Source organism: Mesorhizobium sp. M1312, assembly GCF_040318115.1.
Taxonomy (GTDB): Bacteria; Pseudomonadota; Alphaproteobacteria; order Rhizobiales; family Rhizobiaceae; genus Mesorhizobium.
The window spans coordinates 1-20809 of record NZ_JAMYLQ010000036.1 but is presented as its reverse complement, the minus strand read 5'-3'; the positions used below and the strand labels follow the sequence as shown (position 1 = coordinate 20809).

The window sequence follows — 20809 nt, the reverse complement described above, 5'->3', positions numbered from 1 at the left end:
TTGATCTTCGGGATGTGCCTGATCAGATCAGCGAGGCAGTGAAGCGCTGGATGCGCGTGCAGGCCTCTTCGAGCAAAGCCTCCGATGTGGCGTAGGAGATGCGGAAGTTCGGGCCGAGGCCGAAGGCCGAGCCGAACACGACCGCCACGCCTTCGGCCTCGAGCAGTTCCGAGCAGAAGGCTTCGTCGTTGTCGATCACCTTGCCGGCTTTGGTCTTCTTGCCGATCAACTGGGCGCAGGACGGATAGACGTAGAAAGCCCCTTCCGGCGACGGACATGTGATGCCGCGCGCCTGATTGAGCATCGACACGACGAGATCGCGCCGAGCCTGGAAGATCGCCTTATTTTTGGCAATGAATTCCTGCGGACCGTTCAGTGCCTCCACCGATGCCCACTGGGCAATGGTGCAGGCGCCAGAGGTCTGCTGGCCCTGGATCATATCCATCGCCTTGATCAGCGCCACGGGCCCGGCCGCATAGCCGATGCGCCAGCCGGTCATGGCATAGGCCTTCGACACGCCGTTCATCGTCAGCGTGCGCTCATAAAGCTTCGGCTCGACCTCGGCGATGGTCCTGAAGACGAAATCGCCGTAGATCAGGTGCTCGTACATGTCGTCGGTCAGCACCCAGACATTGGGATGTTCGAGCAGCACGTCGGCCAGCGCGCGCAATTCAGCCTTGGTGTAGGCGGCGCCCGACGGGTTCGACGGTGAGTTCATCAACAGCCATTTGGTGCGCGGCGTGATCGCCTTTTCCAACGCCGCCGCCATCAGCTTGAAGCCGTTGTCGATGGAAGTGTCGGCAAATGCCGGGGTGCCGCCGCAGATCGCTACCATCTCGGGATAGCTGACCCAGTACGGCCTCGGGATGATGACCTCGTCGCCGGGATTCAGCGTCGCCATGAAGGCATTGAACAGGATCTGCTTGCCGCCGGTGCCGACGATGGTCTGCTCCGGCCGGTAGTCGAGATTGTTCTCTCGCTTGAATTTTTTGGCGATCGCCTCGCGCAGCGGCACGATGCCCGAAACCGGAGGATATTTCGTTTCGCCGCGGCGGATGGCCTCGATCGCAGCGTTCTTGATGTTGTCCGGCGTGTCGAAGTCCGGTTCGCCGGCACCCAGCCCGATCACGTCACGGCCGGCGTTTTTCAGCTCGCGCGCTTTCTGCGTCACCGCGATGGTCGCGGAAGGCTTTACGCGGGAAAGGACGTCGGCAAGAAAGGCCATGACGGTGTTATCTCCTTGGGTATGCAGGCGGTCCATCTAACCGCGGCGCTTCTCATGTCGCATCATTCCGCCAAGCGCAAGCACTGTCGGATGAGCCAGATCTCAAATCGCCGGCAAATTCGGCAACAATAAATTCACTTACCGGCGGTAAAACCCCGAGTGGCTGGATCACGACCCATTCCGCCAGTCTCGCAGAGAGAGGAACCGTGTCGCGCAGCATCGGGCATGCCCATATCGTCCGTCATGACGACGGCACCGCCAGCGGTGTCTGGGGTATCTATACGCTGCAGAGCGCCTTCCAGCCGATCTTCGCCTTCAGCAACGGCAAATTGTCCGTCACCGCATTCGAGGGGCTGATCCGGCCGTTCCGCGACGGCGAGCCGCAGTCGCCGGTGAGCTTTTTCAATACCTGTCCGACGGTCGACCGCCTGCATATCGAGGCGCTGACAAGGACGCTGCATCTTTTGAACGCCGGCGCCTGCCTGCCGCAAGAGGCATCCATCTTCATCAACTTCGACCCGTCGGTGTTCACCGATCGCAGCATCGCCGACAAGGCGCTGCGCGACATGCGGCTGGTGCTGCACGAGGCTGAGATCGACGCGAACCGCGTCGTCTGCGAGGTGACCGAGCAGAAATCGGCGTCGCAGGAAACGCTCTACAATTTCGTCGAGGCCCTCAGGGCCAACGGGTTTCGCATAGCCGTCGACGACTACGGCGCCGACGAATCCGACATCAACCGCATCAAGGAGCTCAGGCCGGACATCGTCAAATTCGATGCCCACTGGATCATGCAACTGATGGAATCCGGCGCCGGTTTCGCACTGCTGACCGCCATGGTGGCTAGTTTCGAACAGCAAGGCATCCGCACCGTGTTCGAGGGCATCGAGGAGGGCTGGCAGCTTGAACTGGCTGAGAAATCGGGAGCCTCGATGGTGCAGGGATTCGCGCTGGCGCACCCGGAGCTTGCACCGACCAGCTTTCACGTCTTCGGCAAGGACAAGCAGATGCCCGTGGCAGTGCCCGATGCCGGCGAGGCGCCTGCGACCGTCTCGCCTTCGCCGCGGCCGAAACGGGCTTTCGGGCGCAAGGCGGTGCCATGACCGGACGGCCCGACAGGCGGCGCAATGTCGGCGAGGCGATCTTTGCCGACGAGGTCGGTATCGAATACGGCGTCTATGGCGCGTTCCGGCTGAGGAGCGCCTACCAGCCGATCTTCGCGCCGCGCGGCAGGTTTTTGAAGGCCGTCGCGGTCGAAGGCCTGATCGAGCCGCACCGCGCCGGCAGGTCGGTCGCGCCACGTGTATTTTTCGCGGGCGTACCCGCGGCGGATCGCCTGTTCGTCGAGACGATGTGCCGGGTGCTGCATCTCCGGAACTTCCGCAACATCGGCGTCGACGGGCTCGACCTGTTCTTCAACTACAATCCGCTGATCAACGATGACCCCGGGCGGGCGCTGGCTGAGATCAGGCTGATGACCAGGTATCTCGCCGAGTTCGACCTGTATCCCGGCATGCTGGTCTGCGAAATTACCGAACAGGCGGCCGACGACAAGGTGCTCGTCAGCCTGGCGCGCGAGATGCGGCGTGACGGCATCCGCATCGCCATCGACGATTTCGGTACCGGGCATTCGACGGAAGAGCGAGTTGCGCTTGTCCAGCCCGACATCGTCAAGATCGACGGCACCTGGTTCGCGGAATTCTGCCGCCATGCCGCCGCCGAGCGGTTTTTCCGGCCGCTGGTCTCCGCGCTGCACGACCGCGGCACCAAGGTGCTGGTCGAAGGCATCGAGCAATCCACGCATCTGCGCGTCGCGCTGGACGGCGGCGTCGATCTTTTGCAGGGTTTTTACCTTGCCCGGCCGGCGCTGGCCGGCACGGTCTTCGACGAGGAGCCGCTGCCCATCGACCGGCTGCTTGGCAGGGACAACAACGTCGTGCCGTTGTTTGGGTGATCCATCAGCGGCGCTGATGGTTGCGCCAAAACAAATCACTGGATGAAGCCGTTGCCGCCGGGATAGAGCCTAGGCTGTCGTTGCACGAGCGATGGGAGCAAAAATGACCATACTCTATGGAATGATCGACAGCGGCAATTGCTACAAGCCGCGCCTGTTGATGGCCAAGCTCGGCATCGCCTTCACCGATGTCGAGGTGAGCTCGCACACCGGCGACACGCGCAAGCCGGACTATATTGCCAAGAACCCGAACGCTATGGTGCCGCTGCTCGAACTCGACGACGGCAGGCGGCTGGCCGAATCCAACGCCATCCTGCTTTACCTCGCCGAAGGCACGCGGTTCCTGCCGGCCGACAGATACGAGCGGGCGCTAGCCTATCAGTGGTTGTTCTTCGAGCAGTACAGCCACGAACCCTATATCGCGGTACGCAAGGCGCTGCTCACCTTTCCCGAACGGGCCAAGGATGCGACGCCCGAACGGCTGGCGGTGACACTGGAGCGCGGCAACAAGGCGCTCGGCGTGATGAACAAGCATCTGGCTGGGAGTGCGTTCTTTGCCGGTGAGGCATTAAGCGTCGCTGACATCGCGCTCTACGCCTATACGCATACGGCCGAGATGGGCGGCTTCCACCTCGACGCCTATCCGGCGGTGGCGGCCTGGCTGAAACGAGTCGAGGCCGATCCGGGGCATGTGCCGATGGAGTGGCTGGGGTAATTTGTTGCCTTTGAGGCGTGGATATAGATTATCCCTGTCGCCAATTTTTGAATGACGTTGGGGATTTGGCGAAATCTTCGGCGAAAGCGTCCTTCTCCCCGTCACTATACGGGGAGAAGATGGCGGCAGCCAGATGAGGGGCGGCGCCAGCCTCTATCGCAATGTCGTGCTTGGCTCTGCGATGGGTAGCTAGTCCCCATACGTCGCGCTGCCCCTCATCGCCCTGCCGGGCACTTCTCCCCGTATAGTGACGGGGAGAAGCACGCCGCATCGCCGGTTTCGCTAATTGTCGGCGTCTAAAATCCGGACAGCAAAAAGGCGGGACAAAATCCCGCCTTCCATGCTTGGTAGCCTGATCGGGAGCGTTTGGTCCGGGCCGGCAGCAATCTGCCGCTTCGGCTTGTCGGGTTTTTCGCTCCGGTGCGCTTCTCGCGCGACCGTCAGTACATCCGTGACTTGCCGCGCGCCCCGAGCTATCGCCCGGCGCGCGCCATTCGCAAAATCAGGCTGCCTTGCTCAGAGATCCAGCGGACGACTTGCCAGTGCGGCGGTCCTGCTCGATCTCGAAGTTGATCTTCTGGCCTTCGACCAGGGTCGACAGCCCAGCGCGCTCGACTGCGGAGATGTGGACGAAAACGTCCGCGCCGCCGCTGTCAGGCTGGATGAAGCCGAAACCCTTGGTGGAATTAAACCACTTGACCGTACCTGTTGCCATTTCGATAGTCCTTACGTTTGCTTTAGCATGACCGAACCGAAGTCCAGTCGGTTTGTATCGAGATTTTGGAGATAGAACGTCAGCAAACGCGAATATCGCGAGGCCCGGATCGATCGGCCGAAATATCAATGGACCTCATATAGTCTGGTTCTTAGCAAAAAACAAGACTGGACAAAAAAGGCGCTGATGCGGCGCTGCCCAACGGCCGCCCCAATCGCGTGAAAGCGTTGTAACATCGCGCGTTGCGGAGGGTTCGCATCGCCTATCGCGCACGTTGCGGGGAAGGATCGTGCCGCCTTCGAGCGCCGGGTCCTGTTTTGGGAGAGGACCATGAAAACTGTTCTGCTTGCCGCCTGCCTGACGCTGGTAGCCGCCGAGGCGGAGGCGATCTCGCGCTATGATCCGAGCCGCATGAGCTGCGGCAGGGTGCGGGCGACGATCGCGCAGGAAGGCGCCGTCATCCTGCGTTACCAGTCGACGCGCACGCCGGGATTGCCGCTCTACGATCGCTATGTGCGGAGCCAGCGTTTCTGCAACATGGGCGAGGTCAGGGCACGGGCTTCGGTGCCAAGCGCCGACACGAAGTCCTGCGTCGTCTACAAATGCAAGCGGGTGGACACAGACCGGCGTTTCCGCCGGCGCATCTTTCCGGACTAGCTACGTCTGGCCTCAAAATCCAAAAGATACCTGCGCCGGAGGCGGCGGGCCGACGCGCACGCCTTCCATCGCCAGCATCTTTTCCTTGGTGGTCGAGCCGCCCGGGGCTGAAAAACCACCGATCTTGCCGCCGGCGCCGAGAATGCGGTGGCAAGGGATGACCAGCGGCACCGGGTTGGCGCCGAGCGCCGCGCCCGTCTCACGCGCCAGCCCGGCATGGCCGGCGCGCTTGGCCAGTTCGCCATAGGTGGTGGTCTCGCCGAAGGCGAGCTTGCGCGCCGCGTCGTAGATGGCGAAGCGGAAATCGTCGACGCCGTTGAGATCGACCGGCACACCGGAGAAATCGACGTCTTCGCCGGTTGCATAGGCCTTTATCGAGGCGATCAACTCGGAAACCCATTGCGGTTGGGCGCTCGAAGCGGCGATGCCGGCATGATGCAAGAGCCGGCGTTCCACCGCGTCGCGGTTGCGCTGGGGCAGGCAGAGCCGGGTCAATCCGGCCTCGCTCCAGGCGATGCCCATGAAGCCGATCACGGTTTCGAAGACCGCGTGGCCGGCGGCGGCTTGAGAGGTGCTTTCCATGATGCGCTCCTTTCCGAAGAAACGGATGGGAATCCAGTACATATCGAGAACAAGATATCGCATTTTCAGGGATCTGTTGCCACCCGAAAACCATTCGAGTCCCAACTGGCTGCGGATTGCCCGGGCAAAGGTGCTGGTGTAAGGACTTTCTTAACAGACGAACCGGACCCGAGCGCGGCTTGCCAGCAAAAATCATCTTTCCCGCGATCGGCGTGGCGCTCGCTGCGGCCGGTCTCAGCGGCTGCACTTCGACCTCGCAGACCAAGGCCGTGCCTTCCCTGACTGAAACCGCCGCCGCGGGCGCTGATGCCGGCTTTACGCTGGCGTTGCCCGACACGGTTTCGGTGCTGCCGGAATCGTCCGGGATCGCGCCTGTCCAGACGGCGGCGCTGGCCGTCGATCCTGCCGCGACGCCTGCCCAGCCAGTGGCCTTTGCCGGACCGACCCCGCTGGCCGCAACTGTCCCTGCGGCCATGGCGGCCGATGCCGCGCCAGCCAGCGCAGCACCTGTCTATGCGACGGCCGCCGTGGCCATGCCGGTCACTGGCGAAACAGGCAAGACGATGCCCGGCGTTCAGCAGGCCGCCTATGTCGTGCCTGAGTATTCGGCGGGACCGCGCGGCGAGATCGAGCGGCTGATCGAGAAATATGCCGTCCTCTATGAGGTGCCCGTCGATCTGGTGCGCCGTGTCGTCAAGCGCGAGAGCACCTTCAATCCCAACGCCTACAATCGCGGCCATTGGGGGCTGATGCAGATCAAGCATGCGACGGCGCGCGGAATGGGCTATGACGGGCCGGCGAGCGGGTTGTTCGACGCCGAGACCAATCTGAAGTATGCGGTGAAATATCTGCGCGGCGCCTGGCTGGTGGCTGGCGGCAACGCCAAACGCGCCGACCGGCTCTACCAGAGCGGCTATTATTACGACGCCAAGCGCAAGGGCATGCTGGGAGAAACCGGCCTTGGCCGCGACCGTGGTCGGCGCCGCCCGCAGCCCGATGCCTAAAAGCGCGTCGCGTGTGAACGGATACATGCGACACGCTTTTAGTTCTTGTTTTTATGCATGTCGTTATCGCAAAACCGCTGCGCACTTTTGCGCGACAGGCACTGAACACCATGCCTGAGCCGCGCCCGCCGGCACCAAACGACATCAGGCTGCGTAAGATCCTCGACGACGCGCTTGCCCCGCCGCGCTGGCCGGAAGGCTTCGTCATGCGCGGCTTCGAGGCCACCGACGCGCCCGCTTTGCATGCGCTGCTGACCACCGTGTTCGACGACGGCGCCGATGGGCCGTTCGACGAATGGTGGCCGCGCATTTCAAGCGACGCGGAATTCGACCCTGCTTTGTGTTTCCTGGTTATCGGCAGCAAAGGTCGGCTGGCGGGCGCGGCACTGTGCTGGACGAGGGCGTTCGTCAAAGACCTTGCCGTCCACCCCGAGGCGCGCGGCCGAGGCATCGCCGAAGCGCTGATGTGGCACGCCTTCGCCGCCTTTCGCGCACGGGGCGCTGCGTATATCGACCTCAGAACCAACACGGTGGAGAACGCCGCCGCCGTCAGGCTCTACGGGCGGCTGGGGATGTTCGAAGTCGACTGGGCGGGGTGAGGAGCGGTCGGCTGCCCTCACGCCGCGGAAAGTGCATCGTTTGTGAACTGCTTCACATAGTCGCCCAGCCGCACTCGACGGCGGATCCCGAGGCGGGTTCGGGATCCGCCTCCTCGTACGCTACCAACCACCGCCCGCGAATCTTCCTGTTCCAAGCCAACCTGCTTGGTTATCGCTCAGTCAAGCGCGTTGCCGATCTTCTGCTTGAGCTCGAGCGCCCAGGAGCGGCCTTCGTCGCCGCCCCATAAAAGCCAGGCGATGTAACCGGCCGACGGGTTTTCTTCACTGCCGAAGTTTCGGCCATTTTTGTCGACCTCATGGCGGGCGAAATAGCTGACCATGCGCTGGATGGTGGAGGGCGAAAGTTTATCGCGGTTCTTGAGCTTGGTCGCCCGCGCAACTCCGACCTCTGTGCCACCGCGGCCAAATATGCCGCGCAGCCTGAGGCCCATGGCGGCATTGTCGGCGACGATCTGCGGACAGCGCAGGTCGATTTCGTCATTGTCGGCTTCACGCATGGTTCTTCCCCGATATGGACCTATAGTCCTGAACGAAAAATGCGGTGAGATGCATCCCGCCCGCAACGCTATTGCTTCGCAGTCGTCGGAGCCGGCCTGAAAGGAACTGTCCACCAAGGCGACAAGCTGCATCTTGCCTGTATTCGTCTCACGGTTAAGCTTTGTTACAGCGGGGCTCTCGAAAACCGGAGAGACACGATGCGGCTTTCAAAAACCGGTCTCACCACCTTGATCCTCGCCATTCCGCTTCTAGCCAACGCGGCGCGTTCCGACGATTGCGCCAACGCGCAGGATCAGGCGACCATGAACGAATGCGCCGGCAAGTCGTTCACCGAAGCCGACAAGAAGCTCAACCACGCCTACAAGCAAATCGAGGGGCGGCTGAAGGATGATGCGGCGTCGAAGAAGCTTTTGATCGACGCGCAACGCGCCTGGGTCGCGTTCCGCGACGCCGAATGCAATTTCCAGGGCGGCCCGACCGATATGGCAGGCAGCATGTATCCGATGGTTATCGCCGGCTGCAAGGAGAGCCTCACCGACGACAGGCTGAAGGATTTTCAGGGCTATCTCACCTGCCAGGAGGGCGATGCAAGCTGCCCGGTACCAACAGCGCCATAGCTTCGGCCGACTGGCAATCGCATAGGAGGCCCCCTCATCCGGCCGCTTCGCGGCCACCTTCTCCCCGAGGGGAGAAGAGCTGGCCGGCGCTGGCGACCTCCTCCTCTCCCCTCGGGGAGAGGTCGGATTGCCCCGAATTGCCCTTCGCAATTCGGTTGGAATCCGGGTGAGGGGGCTTCTGCCGCCCGTGTGCGCAAAAAATGTCGGAACCGTCCTTCGCCATGCGTCCTTGAGAGGCAAGGCGCGTTGCCGGAACCTTGGCGCGCGTCGTCAAAATCCCAATAGATGGAGATGACGATGATCAGCTTTCCCAACGAATCCAGCGAATACCGCGCCGCCCGCGAATCCCTCTTGCAGAAGGAGATCGAGCTGCGCCGCGCCATGGAAGACGTGGCCGTCGCACGCCGCGCGCTGCCGCCGGGCGGGCTGGTGCCTGAGGATTATGTGTTTGACGGGCTTGGCGCTGACGGCAAGCCAGCCCGGATAAAACTGTCGGAGCTGTTTTCGCCCGGCAAGGACACGCTGATCGTCTACTCGATGATGTTTCCGCGCCATCCGCAGGAGACCCGGGACGTAGCGACAAGCGGCGGCACGGCCAAGCTGGCGCGGGCCGACCAGCCATGCCCGTCCTGCACGGCGCTGCTCGACCAGTTCGACGGCGCCATTGCCCATCTCGAGGCCGCCGGCTTCAATTTCGCCGTGGTGGGCAAGACCGCGCTTGAAAACCCGATCACGCTTGGCCGCGATCGCGGCTGGACGAACATGCGGCTGGTGTCCTCGGCCGGCAACAGCTTCAAGCGCGACTATCACGCCGAGGCCGACGACGGCGCACAACTTCCGATGCTGTCGGTGTTCCATCGCGACGCCGACGGCATCCGCCATTTCTGGAGCTCCGAACTTGGCTTCGCGCCGTCCGAACCCGGCCAGGATCCGCGCGCAGTCGGTACCTGCGAGCCCTTGTGGAACCTGATGGATTTCACGCCGGAGGGCCGGCCGAACTGGGACGAGCAGCTGCAGTATGCTGGCGCGTGCTGCCACTGACCTCGGCAGCCAAGCGTATTTCCGGCGTGTTCGCGCCCAGCGGGGGGTGTTGGCAGGATCGCCGACACCTCATTCCTATCCCGTCGCGCAACTTCGCCGCTTGTGTCGCGTTGGACTCTTCGAGGATCACAAACTCGGAGATTTCCTGTGAAAACGCATCTCGCCATTGCCACGGTCGCTTTGCTTGCCGGCGCGCCGGCGGCCTTCGCCCAATCCGCCACGCCGGCCGACATACCGGCTGTCGGGGAAACCAAGATCGAGACCGAGACCTTCACCAGAACCGTCCCCAGCGCCAACCGCTTCGAGATTGAAAGCAGCAAGCTGGCCGAGCAAAAGAATGTCGCCGCCGATGTGAAGGATTTCGCCGCGCTGATGGTTAGGGATCACACCAAGACCGGCGAGGATTTCAAGGCAGCTCTGGAACAGAGCCAGACCACGGCCTCGGTGACGGCGAGCGGCCCCGCTTTGTTGCCGAAGGACCAGGCGATGCTGGACCAGCTCAAGGGCTTGGATGACGATGAATTCCAGGCGAAATACATCCTCCTGCAGACCGAGGCGCATAAGCAGGCGCTGGCGCTGTTTTCTACCTATGCGCAGTCGGGCGAAGACCCGGCGCTGAAGGAATTCGCCAAGAAGACGCTACCGACGCTGCGGACGCACGAAAAGCGCCTAAAGGATCTGGTGGCCGCCCACAGCTAGAGCGGGATGGGTTCGACAGAACTTGGCATCCCGCTCTATCTGTTTGTTTTAGCCGCATTTCTGCTACGCCAAGCAATTCCACCTGGCGGCAAATGGGCTGGCGCTGCCCTCAGGTGTTCTTGATCTGCTCGACCGCGGTCACCAGCAGTTCGTCCATGACGCCGCGAATCTGAAGATCCGACTGGGCGACGCCCGCCGCGTCGAAATCGGCGCGTATCTTGCGGAGCACATCGTTGTCGCCGGCCTCTTCGAAGTCCGCGCGCACCACCTCTTTCGCATAGGCGTCGGCGTCCTCACCTGACTTGCCGAGCTTTTCGGCCGCCCATAGGCCGAGCAGCTTGTTACGGCGCGCCATGGCCCTGAACCTCGTGTCCTCGTCCATCGCAAACTTCTTTTCGAAGCCTTCCTGACGGTCTCTCATACTGCTCATGTGTGCCTCGTTCAGATGTGAGTCTCCGACCTTCATTCGATGGAGAAGAGCGGCGGGTAGGGGCCGAACATGGCGTGCATAGATGTCAGAAGCAAGACCGGACCGTTCATTCCGCAGGGCAATCGCTGCAGGTTGGCGCTGCCCCTGCCTTCCAGCGTTGGTGGTTGGCGAAAGCCGACGCGGCATCCAATCTCCCCCCTTGCGGGGGAGATGTCCGGCAGGACAGAGGGGGGGTGGGAAGGATCGCAACTCTCGATTTTAACCCATTCGCAACCGGAAACAGCCTGAGGGCGTGGCTATAATTGGTTGACAGGTCGGAGGGACAGCACCCCCCTCTGCCCTGCCGGGCATCTCCCCCGCAAGTGGGGAGATCGGCAGCTTCGCCGATGACCGTCGCATCGATGTGATTTGACGTTGCCGCGCCGTGACCTACTCTCGAATAGCGGGACGAACGGAGGAGGCGAGCGATGCAGTCACCTTTCAACGGGCTTCGCAACGTCGCGCTGGCAGCGGCAGTGATCCTTGCCGCCGCCACCGCAGCCTATGCCCATCACGGCTGGTCGTGGACCGAAGACGGATTTTTCGAACTCCGGGGCAAGATCACGGCCATCTATATCGGCAATCCGCACGCCACGCTGGATGTCGACGCCGAGGGCGAGGTCTGGCGGGTGGAGATGGCGCCGCCGTCCCGGACGATTGCCGCCGGCTTCACCGAGGAGGTTGCCAAAGTCGGCGACGAGGTGACCGCGATCGGCAACCGCTCGCTCGACGAGAACGAAAAGCGCATGAAGGCGGTCCGCGTCATCGTCGGCGGCAAGACCTACGATGTCTATCCCGACCGTGTGCCGCCGGCCTGAATGGACGAGTTTCTCGCCGGCATCGAGCAACTCGCCTTCGTGCGGGGACTGAAGGCTTCATTCGTCGCCTACCCCATAGTCAATGCGCTGCACATCATGTCGATCGGCGCGCTGCTGACCAGCGTCTGGCTCATGGACCTCAGGGTCCTCGGCGCCTTCCGCTCGCTGCCGCAGGCGGCGTTCGTGGCGCTGCTGCGTCGCACAGCGTTGAGCGCGTTCGCCGGCGCGCTTGTCACCGGGACGCTGCTTTTTTCAGTCCGGGCGAGCGAATATGCGGCGATGCCTGTTTTCCTCACCAAGATGACACTGATCCTGCTCGCCGGCGCCAACTTCCTCGTCTTCTTGCGCCGCGTAAAAGGCGGTGACGAGCCGGCCGGCGGGACCGTCACCACCCTGGCTGTGCTCTCGCTGGTGCTGTGGACGTCGGTGCTTTTCGCCGGACGGTTTATTGGGTTTCTCAACTGAGGCCGGGCTACGGCAATGTTGGACGAGCTCAAGAGCCTCGACGACGATGCCTTTCAGGCGAAATACGCTGTCCTGCTGGACGAGGCGCACAAGCAGGCGGTGGCCTGTTTCCACATGCGCAGTCGGGTGAGAGAAAGCGATTTCAAAATCTTAGGCGTGTTCTCGGCGGCGTCGGCCTTTCCGCAAATCGCAGGCTTTGAACATTGGCAGCTGCGCTTGCGCCGAGACGGTTGAGGGGCGTTGGATAGGATCGCCGACGCCTCACTTTGTCCAGCACCCATCATCCGATCTGGCTTCAGCTTTTTCGACAAGGGAGAAGGGAGGCTGCGCGCTAGTCATCTGAACCGGGCGCCTTGAGTCGGCGATGATGCTATATACTGGAATCGTGGGCGAGGTATCATGAAACTAAAACAGCTGATCTCCAATATCATTGTGGAGCTGACACGACTTCAAAACTCAGCCCTTCCTCCTTGGAGGGAGGATGACGATTTTCCTTTTCCACGAATGATTGCCGTAGATGGAGAACGAACTCTCTACGTCTCGAAAAAAATCGATGACCTAATCGAATTAGTGTCTTTCCAGATGCACGCGAGTGAACACGAATTAGGAAAGCGTATAGGAACTGCGGAGTTACGTTCGATCGTTCGGAGAGCGTTCGGACCTGCCTTGGCGGCAATCGATCTGGATCACGATGTTTCTGACAATGCTAAGGTTACACTTTCCAGCGTTAGATCATTCGTTGGTCAGTCCATCAATCGCGAAAAATTGCGGCAAGAACATTGCTTTGGCTGCACGCTGTTCAGCAGGTTTTCCGTCTCTGCCTTTGCGATAGGTGTGGTACGTTTCGAGACGCGCGCAGAATGGCTAAAAAGAAAGAAGAGCGACGGCGATATAAGCTTGGCCACCAATCGGCGCATCGAAAAGATTTGGTCCGGAAGCAACCAGAGAGCCCGAAAACCTAGTTTCGAGAGTATGGGGGAACGGGATATCCTCGATGCTATTGGCGATTGTCCATATGTATGCAGCGTCACAACGGATGGATACAGCCTGGGATTAGGACGAGAGAAGGCACTTATCGCTGCCCGGCTGACCCTCACTTCAATCGCGCTTCTGTGGCGGATGCCCTCCAAACGACTTGATGGCTTTAATCTGGCCTACGATCGGACAGTTCAATTCCAAATTGCGATGGCGTTTCATGAAAAACATCTGCTTACTAGCCGAACGAAAATTCACCTAACGGCTGACGGTGATTTTGACCTTAAAAAATGGGATGCACTGATTGCTGAAAGTAAGGACTATCTTTCTATTATCGCAGAGATAACAGACTACAGTCTATCGTTTGCGAATGTATCACGTGAAAATCTAATGCGTACGCTGTTCCACGCCCTCCTTTGGTTCCATGAAGGTTGTCGAGATCGCTCGCCACTCATCGCAATTGTAAAATTCGCGGCGACGATGGACGCTCTTGCCTGTGGCGGAGGTGAGAATGGAATCTTGAGCTTGTTCGAAGCCCGCCTTGGCTTGAAAAGCGACGCTCGCGTGTTCTCGGACGGGACGACATTAAAGAGCGCAGTGTCGGTGATTTATGGCTACGGACGAAGCCGTACAATTCATGGTAACAATGAGAGAATTGGAACAGATTGGAGTAACAATTCTGCGCGCGCCGAACAATTGGCGCGTTTGTGCTTAGGTTATTGTATAGAATGGGCAGGCAAAAATCGTGAAATTGATAATCCGAATATGATGTCAAAATCGGGCGCGATATAAAGTGCCTGGCATATTAAAATATTTCTCTAAAGATTATGGAATTATCCCCTCAAACAAGTTCCCGTTGACTCCGGCCATTGAAGCCGTAAGCTCCCCTCCGGGATAGGGAGGGGAACATAAATGGCTACTGAGCGTCAGCTTTCACAAACTGTTGAAGACATATTGGTTGAGCGTCCGGACGGTGAAGCATGAATCGCCGCTCTCATTCACGAGATACCGAAGCGCATCAAACTAACGTCAGCCGATTACAGCGGTTCAGTGACAAGGCCGAACGAATCTATTTGGGAGCAGCGGGTGCGCAATATTACGTCCCACAAGGGCGCCAGCACCAACTACATTCACCTAGGGTATCTAGAGCAAACAGACGGCGGCCTAAGGATTACCGCCGCTGGTCGTATTCACCAACAGGCTAGGGGCGGCAGATAGCTATCTGAACTTGTGCTTGTATCCCGGCTGGAACCATTTCAGTTCGGTGGTATTCGGCGCACTCTTGTCCCAGACGAACCACGCATACGCGGTCGTACCGGAGCCAGCTTGCACGGCACCGGCAGGATAGAATGTGATCCGTTCGCTGAACACCCAGACCCTTGATGGCGGGCATTCGGCGAAGATCGTATTCGCGCGGTTCGCACCCTCCAGAAAGGCCAGCCTAAGAAGCAACGCGAACTTGTTCCGCGCCAGCTTGACGCCAGACCGAACGAAGCTCTCCGCGCTATTGTAAGGCGGATTGGTCACGATGTTGTCTGTCGGGGTCTTTGCTGTGTTGAAGTCAACGCCAGGCTCGCCGAAGCCACGGTCGAATAGATCCGAACTACGGACAGAATTGCCACGGCTCTCCAGAATGCGAGACATTGCGCCGTCGCCACAGGCGCATTCCCATATCTCGCCGACGAAACTCTCGTTTTCCATAAGAGCGTGTGTCGCCCATGCCGGTGTCGGGAAGTAGTCTGGACCAGCCAAATCGGCGAACCTCTTCATGGTGGGTTTGAATCCGCCGTTGAGATTGTAGGTTGCGTCCAAGCGATTCACCCTCCATTGAGGCAAAACCATAACAGAATCATATGGTTAAAGAAGTATTAACTGGATGCGGCGAATCGACTCGATTCACCGATCAAGATCGGACGGAATTCCCATTTTCCAATGGCTCCGGCAAATATGATTTCTGTACGCTGGCTATCTGAGATCGAAGCTTGGCGGGACAGCGCCCCCCTCTGGCCTGCCGGCCATCTCCCCCACAAGGAGGGAGATTGGCTAATCGCCTAGGCAAAATACTCCTGCAGTGGCCGAACCTCGAGGCTCCCCGCCCTCAACGCCGCAATCGCCTCGGCCACAGCTGCCGCGCCCGACAGCGTCGTGTAATACGGCACTTTCTGCATCAGCGTGGCGCGGCGCAGCGACTTGGAGTCCGACACCGCCTTCTGGCCGTCCGTGGTGTTGAAGACGATCTGCACCTGGCGGTTGCGGATGGCGTCCTCGATATGCGGGCGGCCTTCCAGCACCTTGTTTATCTTCTCGGCGGCGACGCCGTTCTCGGCGAGGAAGCGGGCGGTGCCTGAGGTGGCCATTACCTTGAAGCCTTGGCCGGCAAGGCGCTTGACCGCTGGCAGGATGCCCTTCTTGTCCTCGTCGCGCACCGAGACGAACAGCGTGCCGGAGCGCGGCAGGTCTACGCCGGCCCCCAACTGGCTCTTGGCGAAGGCCAGCGCGAAGTCGCGGTCGAGACCCATGACCTCGCCGGTCGAACGCATTTCCGGGCCGAGCAGGATGTCGACGCCGGGGAAGCGGGCGAAGGGGAACACCGCTTCCTTGACCGCGATGTGGCCGGGATTGCGTGGGTCGGGCATGGCGCCGTAATGGGCGAAGGCGTCTTCGAGGCTCTCGCCGGCCATGATGCGGGCGGCAATCTTGGCTATGGGCCGGCCGATGGTCTTGGCGACGAAGGGCACGGTGCGCGACGCGCGCGGGTTGACCTCGAGCACAAAGACGGTGCCGTCCTTGATCGCATATTGCACGTTCATCAACCCGCCGACATTGAGCGCACGGGCCAGCGCCGCCGTCTGGCGCTCCAGCTCGTCCACGAGTTCCGAGGGCAGCGAGTGCACCGGCAGCGAGCAGGCACTGTCGCCCGAGTGGATGCCGGCCTCCTCGATGTGCTCCAATATGCCGGAGACGAAGGTCGACTTGCCGTCGCACAGGCAGTCGACATCGACTTCGATGGCGCCACTGAGATAGGTGTCGAACAGCAGCGGGTTCTTGCCGAGCAGCGTGTTGATCTGGCCTGTTTTGTCGTTGGGATATTTCTGCTTGATGTCCTCCGGCACCAGGCCGGGCACGGTGTCGAGCAGGTAGGATTGCAGCATGCTCTCGTCGTGGATGATCTGCATGGCGCGGCCGCCGAGCACATAGGACGGGCGCACCACCAGCGGGAAGCCGAGCTCGCCGGCGACCAGGCGGGCCTGCTCGACCGAATAGGCGATGCCGTTTTTCGGCTGGCTAAGGCCAAGCTTGTGCAGCAGCTTCTGAAAGCGGTCGCGATCCTCGGCGAGATCGATCATGTCGGGCGACGTGCCGAGGATCGGGATGCCGGCCTTCTCCAGTGCGTCCGCCAGCTTCAGCGGCGTCTGGCCGCCGAACTGGACGATGACGCCGACCAGCTCGCCTGACGCCTGTTCGGCGCGCAGGATCTCCAGTACGTCCTCCGGCGTCAGCGGCTCGAAATAGAGCCGGTCTGATGTGTCGTAGTCGGTCGAGACGGTCTCCGGGTTGCAGTTGACCATGATCGCCTCGAAGCCGGCATCGCGCAGCGCGAAGGCGGCGTGGCAGCAGCAATAGTCGAACTCGATGCCCTGGCCGATGCGGTTCGGGCCGCCGCCGAGGATGACGACCTTCTTGCGCGACGAGACCTGCGCCTCGTTGGCGAGCGCGCCGGCAAACGGCACCTCATAGGTCGAATACATATAGGCTGTGGGCGAGGCGAATTCGGCCGCACAGGTGTCGATGCGCTTATAAACCGGATGAACGTCGAGCTTGTCGCGAATCTTCTGGATCTCTTCCACGTCTTTCCTGACCAGGGACGCGAGGCGGGCATCGGAGAAACCCATCGCCTTCAGCATGCGCAGATTGGCGGCGTCCTCGGGAATGCCATGCTCGCGGATGCGGTCTTCCATGTTGAGGATGCCGGCGATCTGCTCGAGGAACCACGGGTCGATCTTGCACATGGCGTGCACGTCTTCGAGCGAGGTGCCCATACGGATTGCCTGCGCCACCATGCGCAGCCGGTCGGGTGTCGGGGTGCCGAGGGCGGCGCGGATGGCGTTGCGGTCGTCGGCATGGCTGGCCGGCGCGCTTCCGTGGCCGATGCCGGGGATCTCGATCTCGTCCAGACCCGTCAGGCCGGTTTCAAGCCCACGCAAAGCCTTTTGCAGCGATTCCTGAAAAGTGCGGCCGATGGCCATGACCTCGCCGACCGACTTCATCGCCGTGGTCAGCACCGGCTCGGCGCCGGGGAATTTCTCGAAGGCAAAGCGCGGGATTTTCGTCACGACATAGTCGATGCTCGGCTCGAACGAGGCCGGCGTCGCGCCGCCGGTGATGTCGTTCTCCAGCTCGTCCAGCGTGTAGCCGACGGCGAGCTTTGCCGCGATCTTGGCGATGGGGAAGCCGGTCGCCTTGGAGGCGAGAGCCGACGAGCGCGAGACGCGCGGGTTCATCTCGATGACCACCAGGCGCCCATCGGCCGGGTTGACGGCGAACTGCACGTTGGAGCCGCCGGTCTCGACGCCGATCTCGCGCAGCACCGCGATCGAGGCGTTGCGCATCATCTGGTATTCTTTGTCGGTCAGCGTCAGGGCAGGGGCGACGGTGATCGAATCCCCGGTATGCACGCCCATCGGGTCGATGTTCTCGATCGAGCAGACGATGATGCAGTTGTCGGCCTTGTCGCGGACAACCTCCATCTCGTACTCCTTCCAGCCGAGCACGCTTTCCTCGATCAGCACTTCGGTGGTCGGCGAGGCGTCGAGGCCGGACTGGACAATCTCGTAGAATTCGGCGCGGTTGTAGGCGATGCCGCCGCCGGTGCCGCCCATGGTGAAGGATGGGCGGATGATGGCGGGAAGGCCGACATGGTCGAGCGCCTGCGCGGCGATCGCCATGCCATGGCTGATATAGCGCTGCTTGCGGTCGCCCTCGCCGAGGTTCCAGCGCGTTTCCAGCGCGTCGAGCGCGGCGTCGAGGTTTTCGGGCTTCTCGGCCTTCAGCGCGGCGCGCTCGGCCTCATGCATCTTGCGGTCGGCATTCTTGACGTCGGTGGCGTTGGCCAGCATCGATTTTGGCGTTTCCAGGCCGATCTTCTTCATCGCCTCGCGAAACAGCGCCCGGTCCTCGGCCTTGTCTATTGCCGTGGCGTCGGCGCCGATCATCTCGACATTGTAGCGTTCGAGCACACCCATGCGGCGCAGCGACAAAGCGGTGTTGAGCGCGGTCTGGCCGCCCATGGTCGGCAGCAGCGCGTCCGGCCGCTCCTTGGCGATGATCTTGGCCACCACTTCCGGCGTGATCGGCTCGATATAGGTGGCGTCGGCCAGCTCGGGGTCGGTCATGATGGTGGCCGGGTTGGAATTGACCAGGATGACGCGAAAACCCTCTTCCTTCAGCGCTTTGCAGGCCTGGGTGCCGGAATAGTCGAACTCGCAGGCCTGACCGATGACGATGGGGCCGGCCCCGATGATCAGGATCGACTTGATGTCGGTGCGTCTTGGCATATCGAGTGTCCGTTCGGCAGGCGGCTTGCACGAAAAACCGGACGGGAAGACCCGGCCGGTTGTGCTCGCGATTCTGGTATCAGGCTAGGAGGGCCTTATAGGGAAGAGTTTTGCCTGATGTAACCCCCTAAAATGCGAGTAGGGGAATAGGGAGTAGGGGAGTAGGTTGAGCGCCCTCAAACATATTGCCCTACTGCCCTACTGCCCTATTCCCCTACTCCAGCCAACTGATCCGTTATCTCGAAGCGTTCGGAAACGCCGACGCGGATGATGTTCAGGCTGCCCTCGCGCGTGTAGCGGAATTCGCCTGATGCGTTCGAGCCGGCCGGCCGACCGGCCTGGAAGCTGATGACGCGGGTGCCGCCATCCGGCCAGGTAACGGTCACCTCGGCTTTGTCGCCCGTGTGGACAACGCCTGCCTTGCAGCTGGTCATTGGCTGGCCGACATAGCGCGCGCAAGGAATCTCGTTGCGGGCACCCAGGGCCGGCGCGGGCCTCCCCGGCGGCTGCAGCCGCGCAACGGTCTGTGCGTTGGCCGGAGGCGCTGTATTGGCGGCGCGTTTCCGGATGGGCTCCTCCGCCGCTGCGGGCACCTGCGTCTCGCCGGTCGAAGGATTTTCGCTGGCAGCGAGCGCCAGGCGGTAAGCGTCCTCGATGGCGGCTCTGCCAATTGCGTCAGCGGCTGTCGTGGTGGTTTCGGGACCGGTCGCGCCCAGCCGCGCTGTCAGGTCGGGCAGCGGCTGATCCGCGGTTGCCGGGTTCAAGGCCTCGGCTGCAGGGGTCGCGCTGTCGCCGGTCGTTTCGGCATCCGCATCCGAAACGGCCGCCGGATTCTCGGGGTTCAGGTAGCGCGCGGGAGCCCATCCCGTCAGTTGCGGGTTGTCAATTTCTGCGACCTTGCACCAGCGGTAGCCATTGACGTCGTTGCAGCCGAGATTGTTCACGCTCGTACCACTCGGCAGCCGAGCCTTGATCTTGCCCATCGCCGATGCCGTGGCGCGGATGTTCAGGAGATCGCCTGGAGCGAGGTCAGTTACGATAGAAACGATCGGCGCCTCCTCGGCCCTGGCCGGCAGCAGTGCCGTGAGCAGGAGAGGGGCGGCGATCAGCAGCGTCGTTCGGAGCGTAACTGTGCGCCTCATCATTTTGCCATGGGCGATAGATGCATTCCCGAAGGCGCGGCCAGGCACCGCATTCCAGGTTGATTTTATAAGCGACGACATGGCGCTATGTAAGCCGGAAAATGCGGCTGGGGAATGGTGTTCGGTCCGCGGCATGCGCAAGCTCAGCGTGCGGCATGAACGCGTGCGCGTTCAGCCTGACATGAACGCGTTGCGTTCAGTCGGACATGAACGCGTTGCGTTCAGCCTGAGGCATGAACGCGTTCCGCGTTCAGCCTGACATAAATCCGGTGCGTAGCGCGTGGGCCCATTCCGGCCGGCCCGCCTGTTCGGCCTGCCGCGCCGCCGCCTCGTGCTTGTAGCCGACGGCGATGGCCTCGAAGCGGTCGGGGCGGCCTGGCTCGCCCAGTTCGACGATGCCATAGCGTGCGTGCGGAGAGCCTTGCTCGGAAACATGTGCCGGTGGCGTGTCGTCGCCATAGGCGGGGCAGCCGATGCTGCCCGGATTGAAGACGACCGGGCCGTCGGGGATGCGGATCAGTTCGCTGCGGTGGCTGTGGCCGCACAGGACGATGCGGCAAGCCGGATCGAGCGCGGCCAGCCGTCGCTTGATGGCGGCCAGCGGTGCGCGCACCAGCCGGCCATCTTCTATCGTATCGGTCAGGTATTTTTCGTCGTGGTCGGGCCGGGCATGGAAGGCGGTTATCCCCGGCGCGATCTCCAGGGTGAGCGGCAAGGCGAACAGCGCCTCGCGCTGCGCCGCCGTCAGCCGCTCCTGCGCGTAGCGGTCGGACGGCCACATCTGAGCGTCGGCCGGGTCGACCGCGACGCGGCGGTCGTGATTGCCGCGCACCGTCGGCAGGGCGAGCGCTTCAAGCCGCTCCATGGTCTCGCGTGGCCAGAGCGGGCCGGAGACGCTATCGCCGAGATTGACGATGAGGTCGGCGCTGCCGCGCTGCCGCAGATCGTCGAGCACGGCGTCCAAGGCCAGGACGTTGCCGTGGATATCGGCGAGGACGGCAATGCGCATGGGAAGCTCCGTGGGCAGGGAAGCGTTTCCTCGCCCCCGCTAAGCGGGGGAG

The 20809-nt window shown here is 61.8% G+C and carries 22 protein-coding genes; 13 read left to right on the top strand and 9 right to left on the bottom strand.

Annotated features, from left to right (window positions below; genetic code table 11):
• Nucleotides 1–22: 22 nt before the first annotated feature.
• Nucleotides 23–1225, bottom strand: coding sequence for a pyridoxal phosphate-dependent aminotransferase (locus NKH36_RS29770; RefSeq protein ID WP_352961351.1), 1203 nt, complete (start codon nucleotides 1223–1225; stop codon nucleotides 23–25).
• A gap of 206 nt (nucleotides 1226–1431) precedes the next feature.
• On the opposite strand from NKH36_RS29770, the gene NKH36_RS29765 reads away from it, so the two are divergent.
• The 3 genes from NKH36_RS29765 to NKH36_RS29755 all read left to right on the top strand — a co-directional run bounded on the left by NKH36_RS29765 (nucleotide 1432) and on the right by NKH36_RS29755 (nucleotide 3891).
• Nucleotides 1432–2325 carry an EAL domain-containing protein gene (locus NKH36_RS29765; RefSeq protein ID WP_352961353.1) on the top strand — a complete coding sequence of 298 codons (894 nt, stop codon included), beginning with the start codon at nucleotides 1432–1434 and terminating at the stop codon, nucleotides 2323–2325.
• Nucleotides 2322–3176, top strand: a complete 855-nt coding sequence (locus NKH36_RS29760; RefSeq protein WP_352961355.1) for an EAL domain-containing protein — start codon at nucleotides 2322–2324, stop codon at nucleotides 3174–3176. The genes NKH36_RS29765 and NKH36_RS29760 overlap by 4 nt, the downstream gene beginning before the upstream one ends.
• Before the next feature lie 103 nt (nucleotides 3177–3279).
• The gene (locus tag NKH36_RS29755) at nucleotides 3280–3891 is read left to right on the top strand and encodes a glutathione S-transferase family protein (RefSeq protein ID WP_352961357.1); all 612 of its coding nucleotides are present in this window, start codon (nucleotides 3280–3282) and stop codon (nucleotides 3889–3891) included.
• Nucleotides 3892–4393: 502 nt separating this feature from the next.
• Here the strand turns inward: NKH36_RS29755 and NKH36_RS29750 are convergent.
• Entirely contained in the window at nucleotides 4394–4606 is a 213-nt protein-coding gene (locus NKH36_RS29750; protein ID WP_023678332.1) for a cold-shock protein, read from the bottom strand.
• A gap of 330 nt (nucleotides 4607–4936) precedes the next feature.
• Between NKH36_RS29750 and NKH36_RS29745 the strand changes: the two genes are divergently transcribed.
• A complete protein-coding gene (locus NKH36_RS29745) occupies nucleotides 4937–5263 on the top strand; it encodes a hypothetical protein (RefSeq protein WP_352961359.1) in 327 nt (108 codons plus the stop codon).
• 12 nt (nucleotides 5264–5275) lie between these two features.
• Here NKH36_RS29745 and NKH36_RS29740 read toward each other — a convergent pair whose 3' ends face one another.
• Nucleotides 5276–5845, bottom strand: a complete 570-nt coding sequence (locus tag NKH36_RS29740; protein ID WP_352961361.1) for a methylated-DNA--[protein]-cysteine S-methyltransferase — start codon at nucleotides 5843–5845, stop codon at nucleotides 5276–5278.
• Nucleotides 5846–6024: 179 nt separating this feature from the next.
• Here NKH36_RS29740 and NKH36_RS29735 point away from each other — a divergent pair, with 179 nt between their 5' ends.
• Nucleotides 6025–6849 carry a transglycosylase SLT domain-containing protein gene (locus NKH36_RS29735; RefSeq protein WP_352961363.1) on the top strand — a complete coding sequence of 275 codons (825 nt, stop codon included), beginning with the start codon at nucleotides 6025–6027 and terminating at the stop codon, nucleotides 6847–6849.
• Nucleotides 6850–6959: 110 nt separating this feature from the next.
• Nucleotides 6960–7448 (top strand): GNAT family N-acetyltransferase, encoded by a 489-nt coding sequence (locus tag NKH36_RS29730; protein WP_352961365.1) that lies wholly within the window; start codon nucleotides 6960–6962, stop codon nucleotides 7446–7448.
• 176 nt (nucleotides 7449–7624) lie between these two features.
• Here the strand turns inward: NKH36_RS29730 and NKH36_RS29725 are convergent, their stop codons facing one another.
• Nucleotides 7625–7966 carry a hypothetical protein gene (locus tag NKH36_RS29725; RefSeq protein ID WP_352961367.1) on the bottom strand — a complete coding sequence of 114 codons (342 nt, stop codon included), beginning with the start codon at nucleotides 7964–7966 and terminating at the stop codon, nucleotides 7625–7627.
• Between the two features lie 198 nt (nucleotides 7967–8164).
• On the opposite strand from NKH36_RS29725, the gene NKH36_RS29720 reads away from it, so the two are divergent.
• The 3 genes from NKH36_RS29720 to NKH36_RS29710 all read left to right on the top strand — a co-directional run bounded on the left by NKH36_RS29720 (nucleotide 8165) and on the right by NKH36_RS29710 (nucleotide 10324).
• Entirely contained in the window at nucleotides 8165–8584 is a 420-nt protein-coding gene (locus NKH36_RS29720) for a lysozyme inhibitor LprI family protein (protein ID WP_352961369.1), read from the top strand.
• Between the two features lie 297 nt (nucleotides 8585–8881).
• Complete coding sequence (locus NKH36_RS29715) at nucleotides 8882–9625, top strand: DUF899 family protein (protein WP_352961371.1); 744 nt, start codon at nucleotides 8882–8884, stop codon at nucleotides 9623–9625.
• Between the two features lie 147 nt (nucleotides 9626–9772).
• Nucleotides 9773–10324: a DUF4142 domain-containing protein gene (locus tag NKH36_RS29710; protein ID WP_352961373.1), complete on the top strand. Its 552-nt coding sequence runs from the start codon at nucleotides 9773–9775 to the stop codon at nucleotides 10322–10324.
• Between the two features lie 109 nt (nucleotides 10325–10433).
• Here the strand turns inward: NKH36_RS29710 and NKH36_RS29705 are convergent, their stop codons facing one another.
• Nucleotides 10434–10754, bottom strand: a complete 321-nt coding sequence (locus tag NKH36_RS29705) for a DUF1476 domain-containing protein (RefSeq protein WP_352961375.1) — start codon at nucleotides 10752–10754, stop codon at nucleotides 10434–10436.
• A 467-nt stretch (nucleotides 10755–11221) separates the two neighbouring features.
• Here NKH36_RS29705 and NKH36_RS29700 point away from each other — a divergent pair, with 467 nt between their 5' ends.
• From NKH36_RS29700 to NKH36_RS29685, 4 genes are all read left to right on the top strand, one after another.
• Nucleotides 11222–11611 carry a DUF6152 family protein gene (locus NKH36_RS29700; RefSeq protein WP_352961377.1) on the top strand — a complete coding sequence of 130 codons (390 nt, stop codon included), beginning with the start codon at nucleotides 11222–11224 and terminating at the stop codon, nucleotides 11609–11611.
• Nucleotides 11612–12076 (top strand): DUF6644 family protein, encoded by a 465-nt coding sequence (locus NKH36_RS29695; RefSeq protein WP_352961379.1) that lies wholly within the window; start codon nucleotides 11612–11614, stop codon nucleotides 12074–12076.
• A gap of 15 nt (nucleotides 12077–12091) precedes the next feature.
• Nucleotides 12092–12310, top strand: a complete 219-nt coding sequence (locus NKH36_RS29690; protein WP_352961381.1) for a hypothetical protein — start codon at nucleotides 12092–12094, stop codon at nucleotides 12308–12310.
• 165 nt (nucleotides 12311–12475) lie between these two features.
• Nucleotides 12476–13843: a hypothetical protein gene (locus tag NKH36_RS29685; protein ID WP_352961383.1), complete on the top strand. Its 1368-nt coding sequence runs from the start codon at nucleotides 12476–12478 to the stop codon at nucleotides 13841–13843.
• Between the two features lie 426 nt (nucleotides 13844–14269).
• Here NKH36_RS29685 and NKH36_RS29680 read toward each other — a convergent pair whose 3' ends face one another.
• From NKH36_RS29680 to NKH36_RS29665, 4 genes are all read right to left on the bottom strand, one after another.
• Nucleotides 14270–14863 (bottom strand): hypothetical protein, encoded by a 594-nt coding sequence (locus NKH36_RS29680; protein ID WP_352961385.1) that lies wholly within the window; start codon nucleotides 14861–14863, stop codon nucleotides 14270–14272.
• 239 nt (nucleotides 14864–15102) lie between these two features.
• Nucleotides 15103–18606: a carbamoyl-phosphate synthase large subunit gene (gene carB / locus NKH36_RS29675; protein WP_352961387.1), complete on the bottom strand. Its 3504-nt coding sequence runs from the start codon at nucleotides 18604–18606 to the stop codon at nucleotides 15103–15105.
• Nucleotides 18607–18812: 206 nt separating this feature from the next.
• Nucleotides 18813–19748 (bottom strand): SH3 domain-containing protein, encoded by a 936-nt coding sequence (locus NKH36_RS29670; protein ID WP_352961389.1) that lies wholly within the window; start codon nucleotides 19746–19748, stop codon nucleotides 18813–18815.
• Between the two features lie 250 nt (nucleotides 19749–19998).
• Nucleotides 19999–20757 (bottom strand): metallophosphoesterase family protein, encoded by a 759-nt coding sequence (locus NKH36_RS29665; RefSeq protein ID WP_352961391.1) that lies wholly within the window; start codon nucleotides 20755–20757, stop codon nucleotides 19999–20001.
• Between the last annotated feature and the right edge of the window lie 52 nt (nucleotides 20758–20809).

Coding starts and splice junctions, on each gene's coding strand:
- NKH36_RS29755 (WP_352961357.1), top strand. CDS start 3,280: ATGACCATACTCTATGGAATGATCGACAGCGGCAATTGCTACAAGCCG.
- NKH36_RS29695 (WP_352961379.1), top strand. CDS start 11,612: ATGGACGAGTTTCTCGCCGGCATCGAGCAACTCGCCTTCGTGCGGGGA.
- NKH36_RS29740 (WP_352961361.1), bottom strand. CDS start 5,845: ATGGAAAGCACCTCTCAAGCCGCCGCCGGCCACGCGGTCTTCGAAACC.
- NKH36_RS29670 (WP_352961389.1), bottom strand. CDS start 19,748: ATGAGGCGCACAGTTACGCTCCGAACGACGCTGCTGATCGCCGCCCCT.
- NKH36_RS29685 (WP_352961383.1), top strand. CDS start 12,476: ATGAAACTAAAACAGCTGATCTCCAATATCATTGTGGAGCTGACACGA.
- carB (WP_352961387.1), bottom strand. CDS start 18,606: ATGCCAAGACGCACCGACATCAAGTCGATCCTGATCATCGGGGCCGGC.
- NKH36_RS29750 (WP_023678332.1), bottom strand. CDS start 4,606: ATGGCAACAGGTACGGTCAAGTGGTTTAATTCCACCAAGGGTTTCGGC.
- NKH36_RS29730 (WP_352961365.1), top strand. CDS start 6,960: ATGCCTGAGCCGCGCCCGCCGGCACCAAACGACATCAGGCTGCGTAAG.
- NKH36_RS29665 (WP_352961391.1), bottom strand. CDS start 20,757: ATGCGCATTGCCGTCCTCGCCGATATCCACGGCAACGTCCTGGCCTTG.
- NKH36_RS29720 (WP_352961369.1), top strand. CDS start 8,165: ATGCGGCTTTCAAAAACCGGTCTCACCACCTTGATCCTCGCCATTCCG.
- NKH36_RS29715 (WP_352961371.1), top strand. CDS start 8,882: ATGATCAGCTTTCCCAACGAATCCAGCGAATACCGCGCCGCCCGCGAA.
- NKH36_RS29700 (WP_352961377.1), top strand. CDS start 11,222: ATGCAGTCACCTTTCAACGGGCTTCGCAACGTCGCGCTGGCAGCGGCA.
- NKH36_RS29705 (WP_352961375.1), bottom strand. CDS start 10,754: ATGAGCAGTATGAGAGACCGTCAGGAAGGCTTCGAAAAGAAGTTTGCG.
- NKH36_RS29770 (WP_352961351.1), bottom strand. CDS start 1,225: ATGGCCTTTCTTGCCGACGTCCTTTCCCGCGTAAAGCCTTCCGCGACC.
- NKH36_RS29690 (WP_352961381.1), top strand. CDS start 12,092: ATGTTGGACGAGCTCAAGAGCCTCGACGACGATGCCTTTCAGGCGAAA.
- NKH36_RS29745 (WP_352961359.1), top strand. CDS start 4,937: ATGAAAACTGTTCTGCTTGCCGCCTGCCTGACGCTGGTAGCCGCCGAG.
- NKH36_RS29725 (WP_352961367.1), bottom strand. CDS start 7,966: ATGCGTGAAGCCGACAATGACGAAATCGACCTGCGCTGTCCGCAGATC.
- NKH36_RS29760 (WP_352961355.1), top strand. CDS start 2,322: ATGACCGGACGGCCCGACAGGCGGCGCAATGTCGGCGAGGCGATCTTT.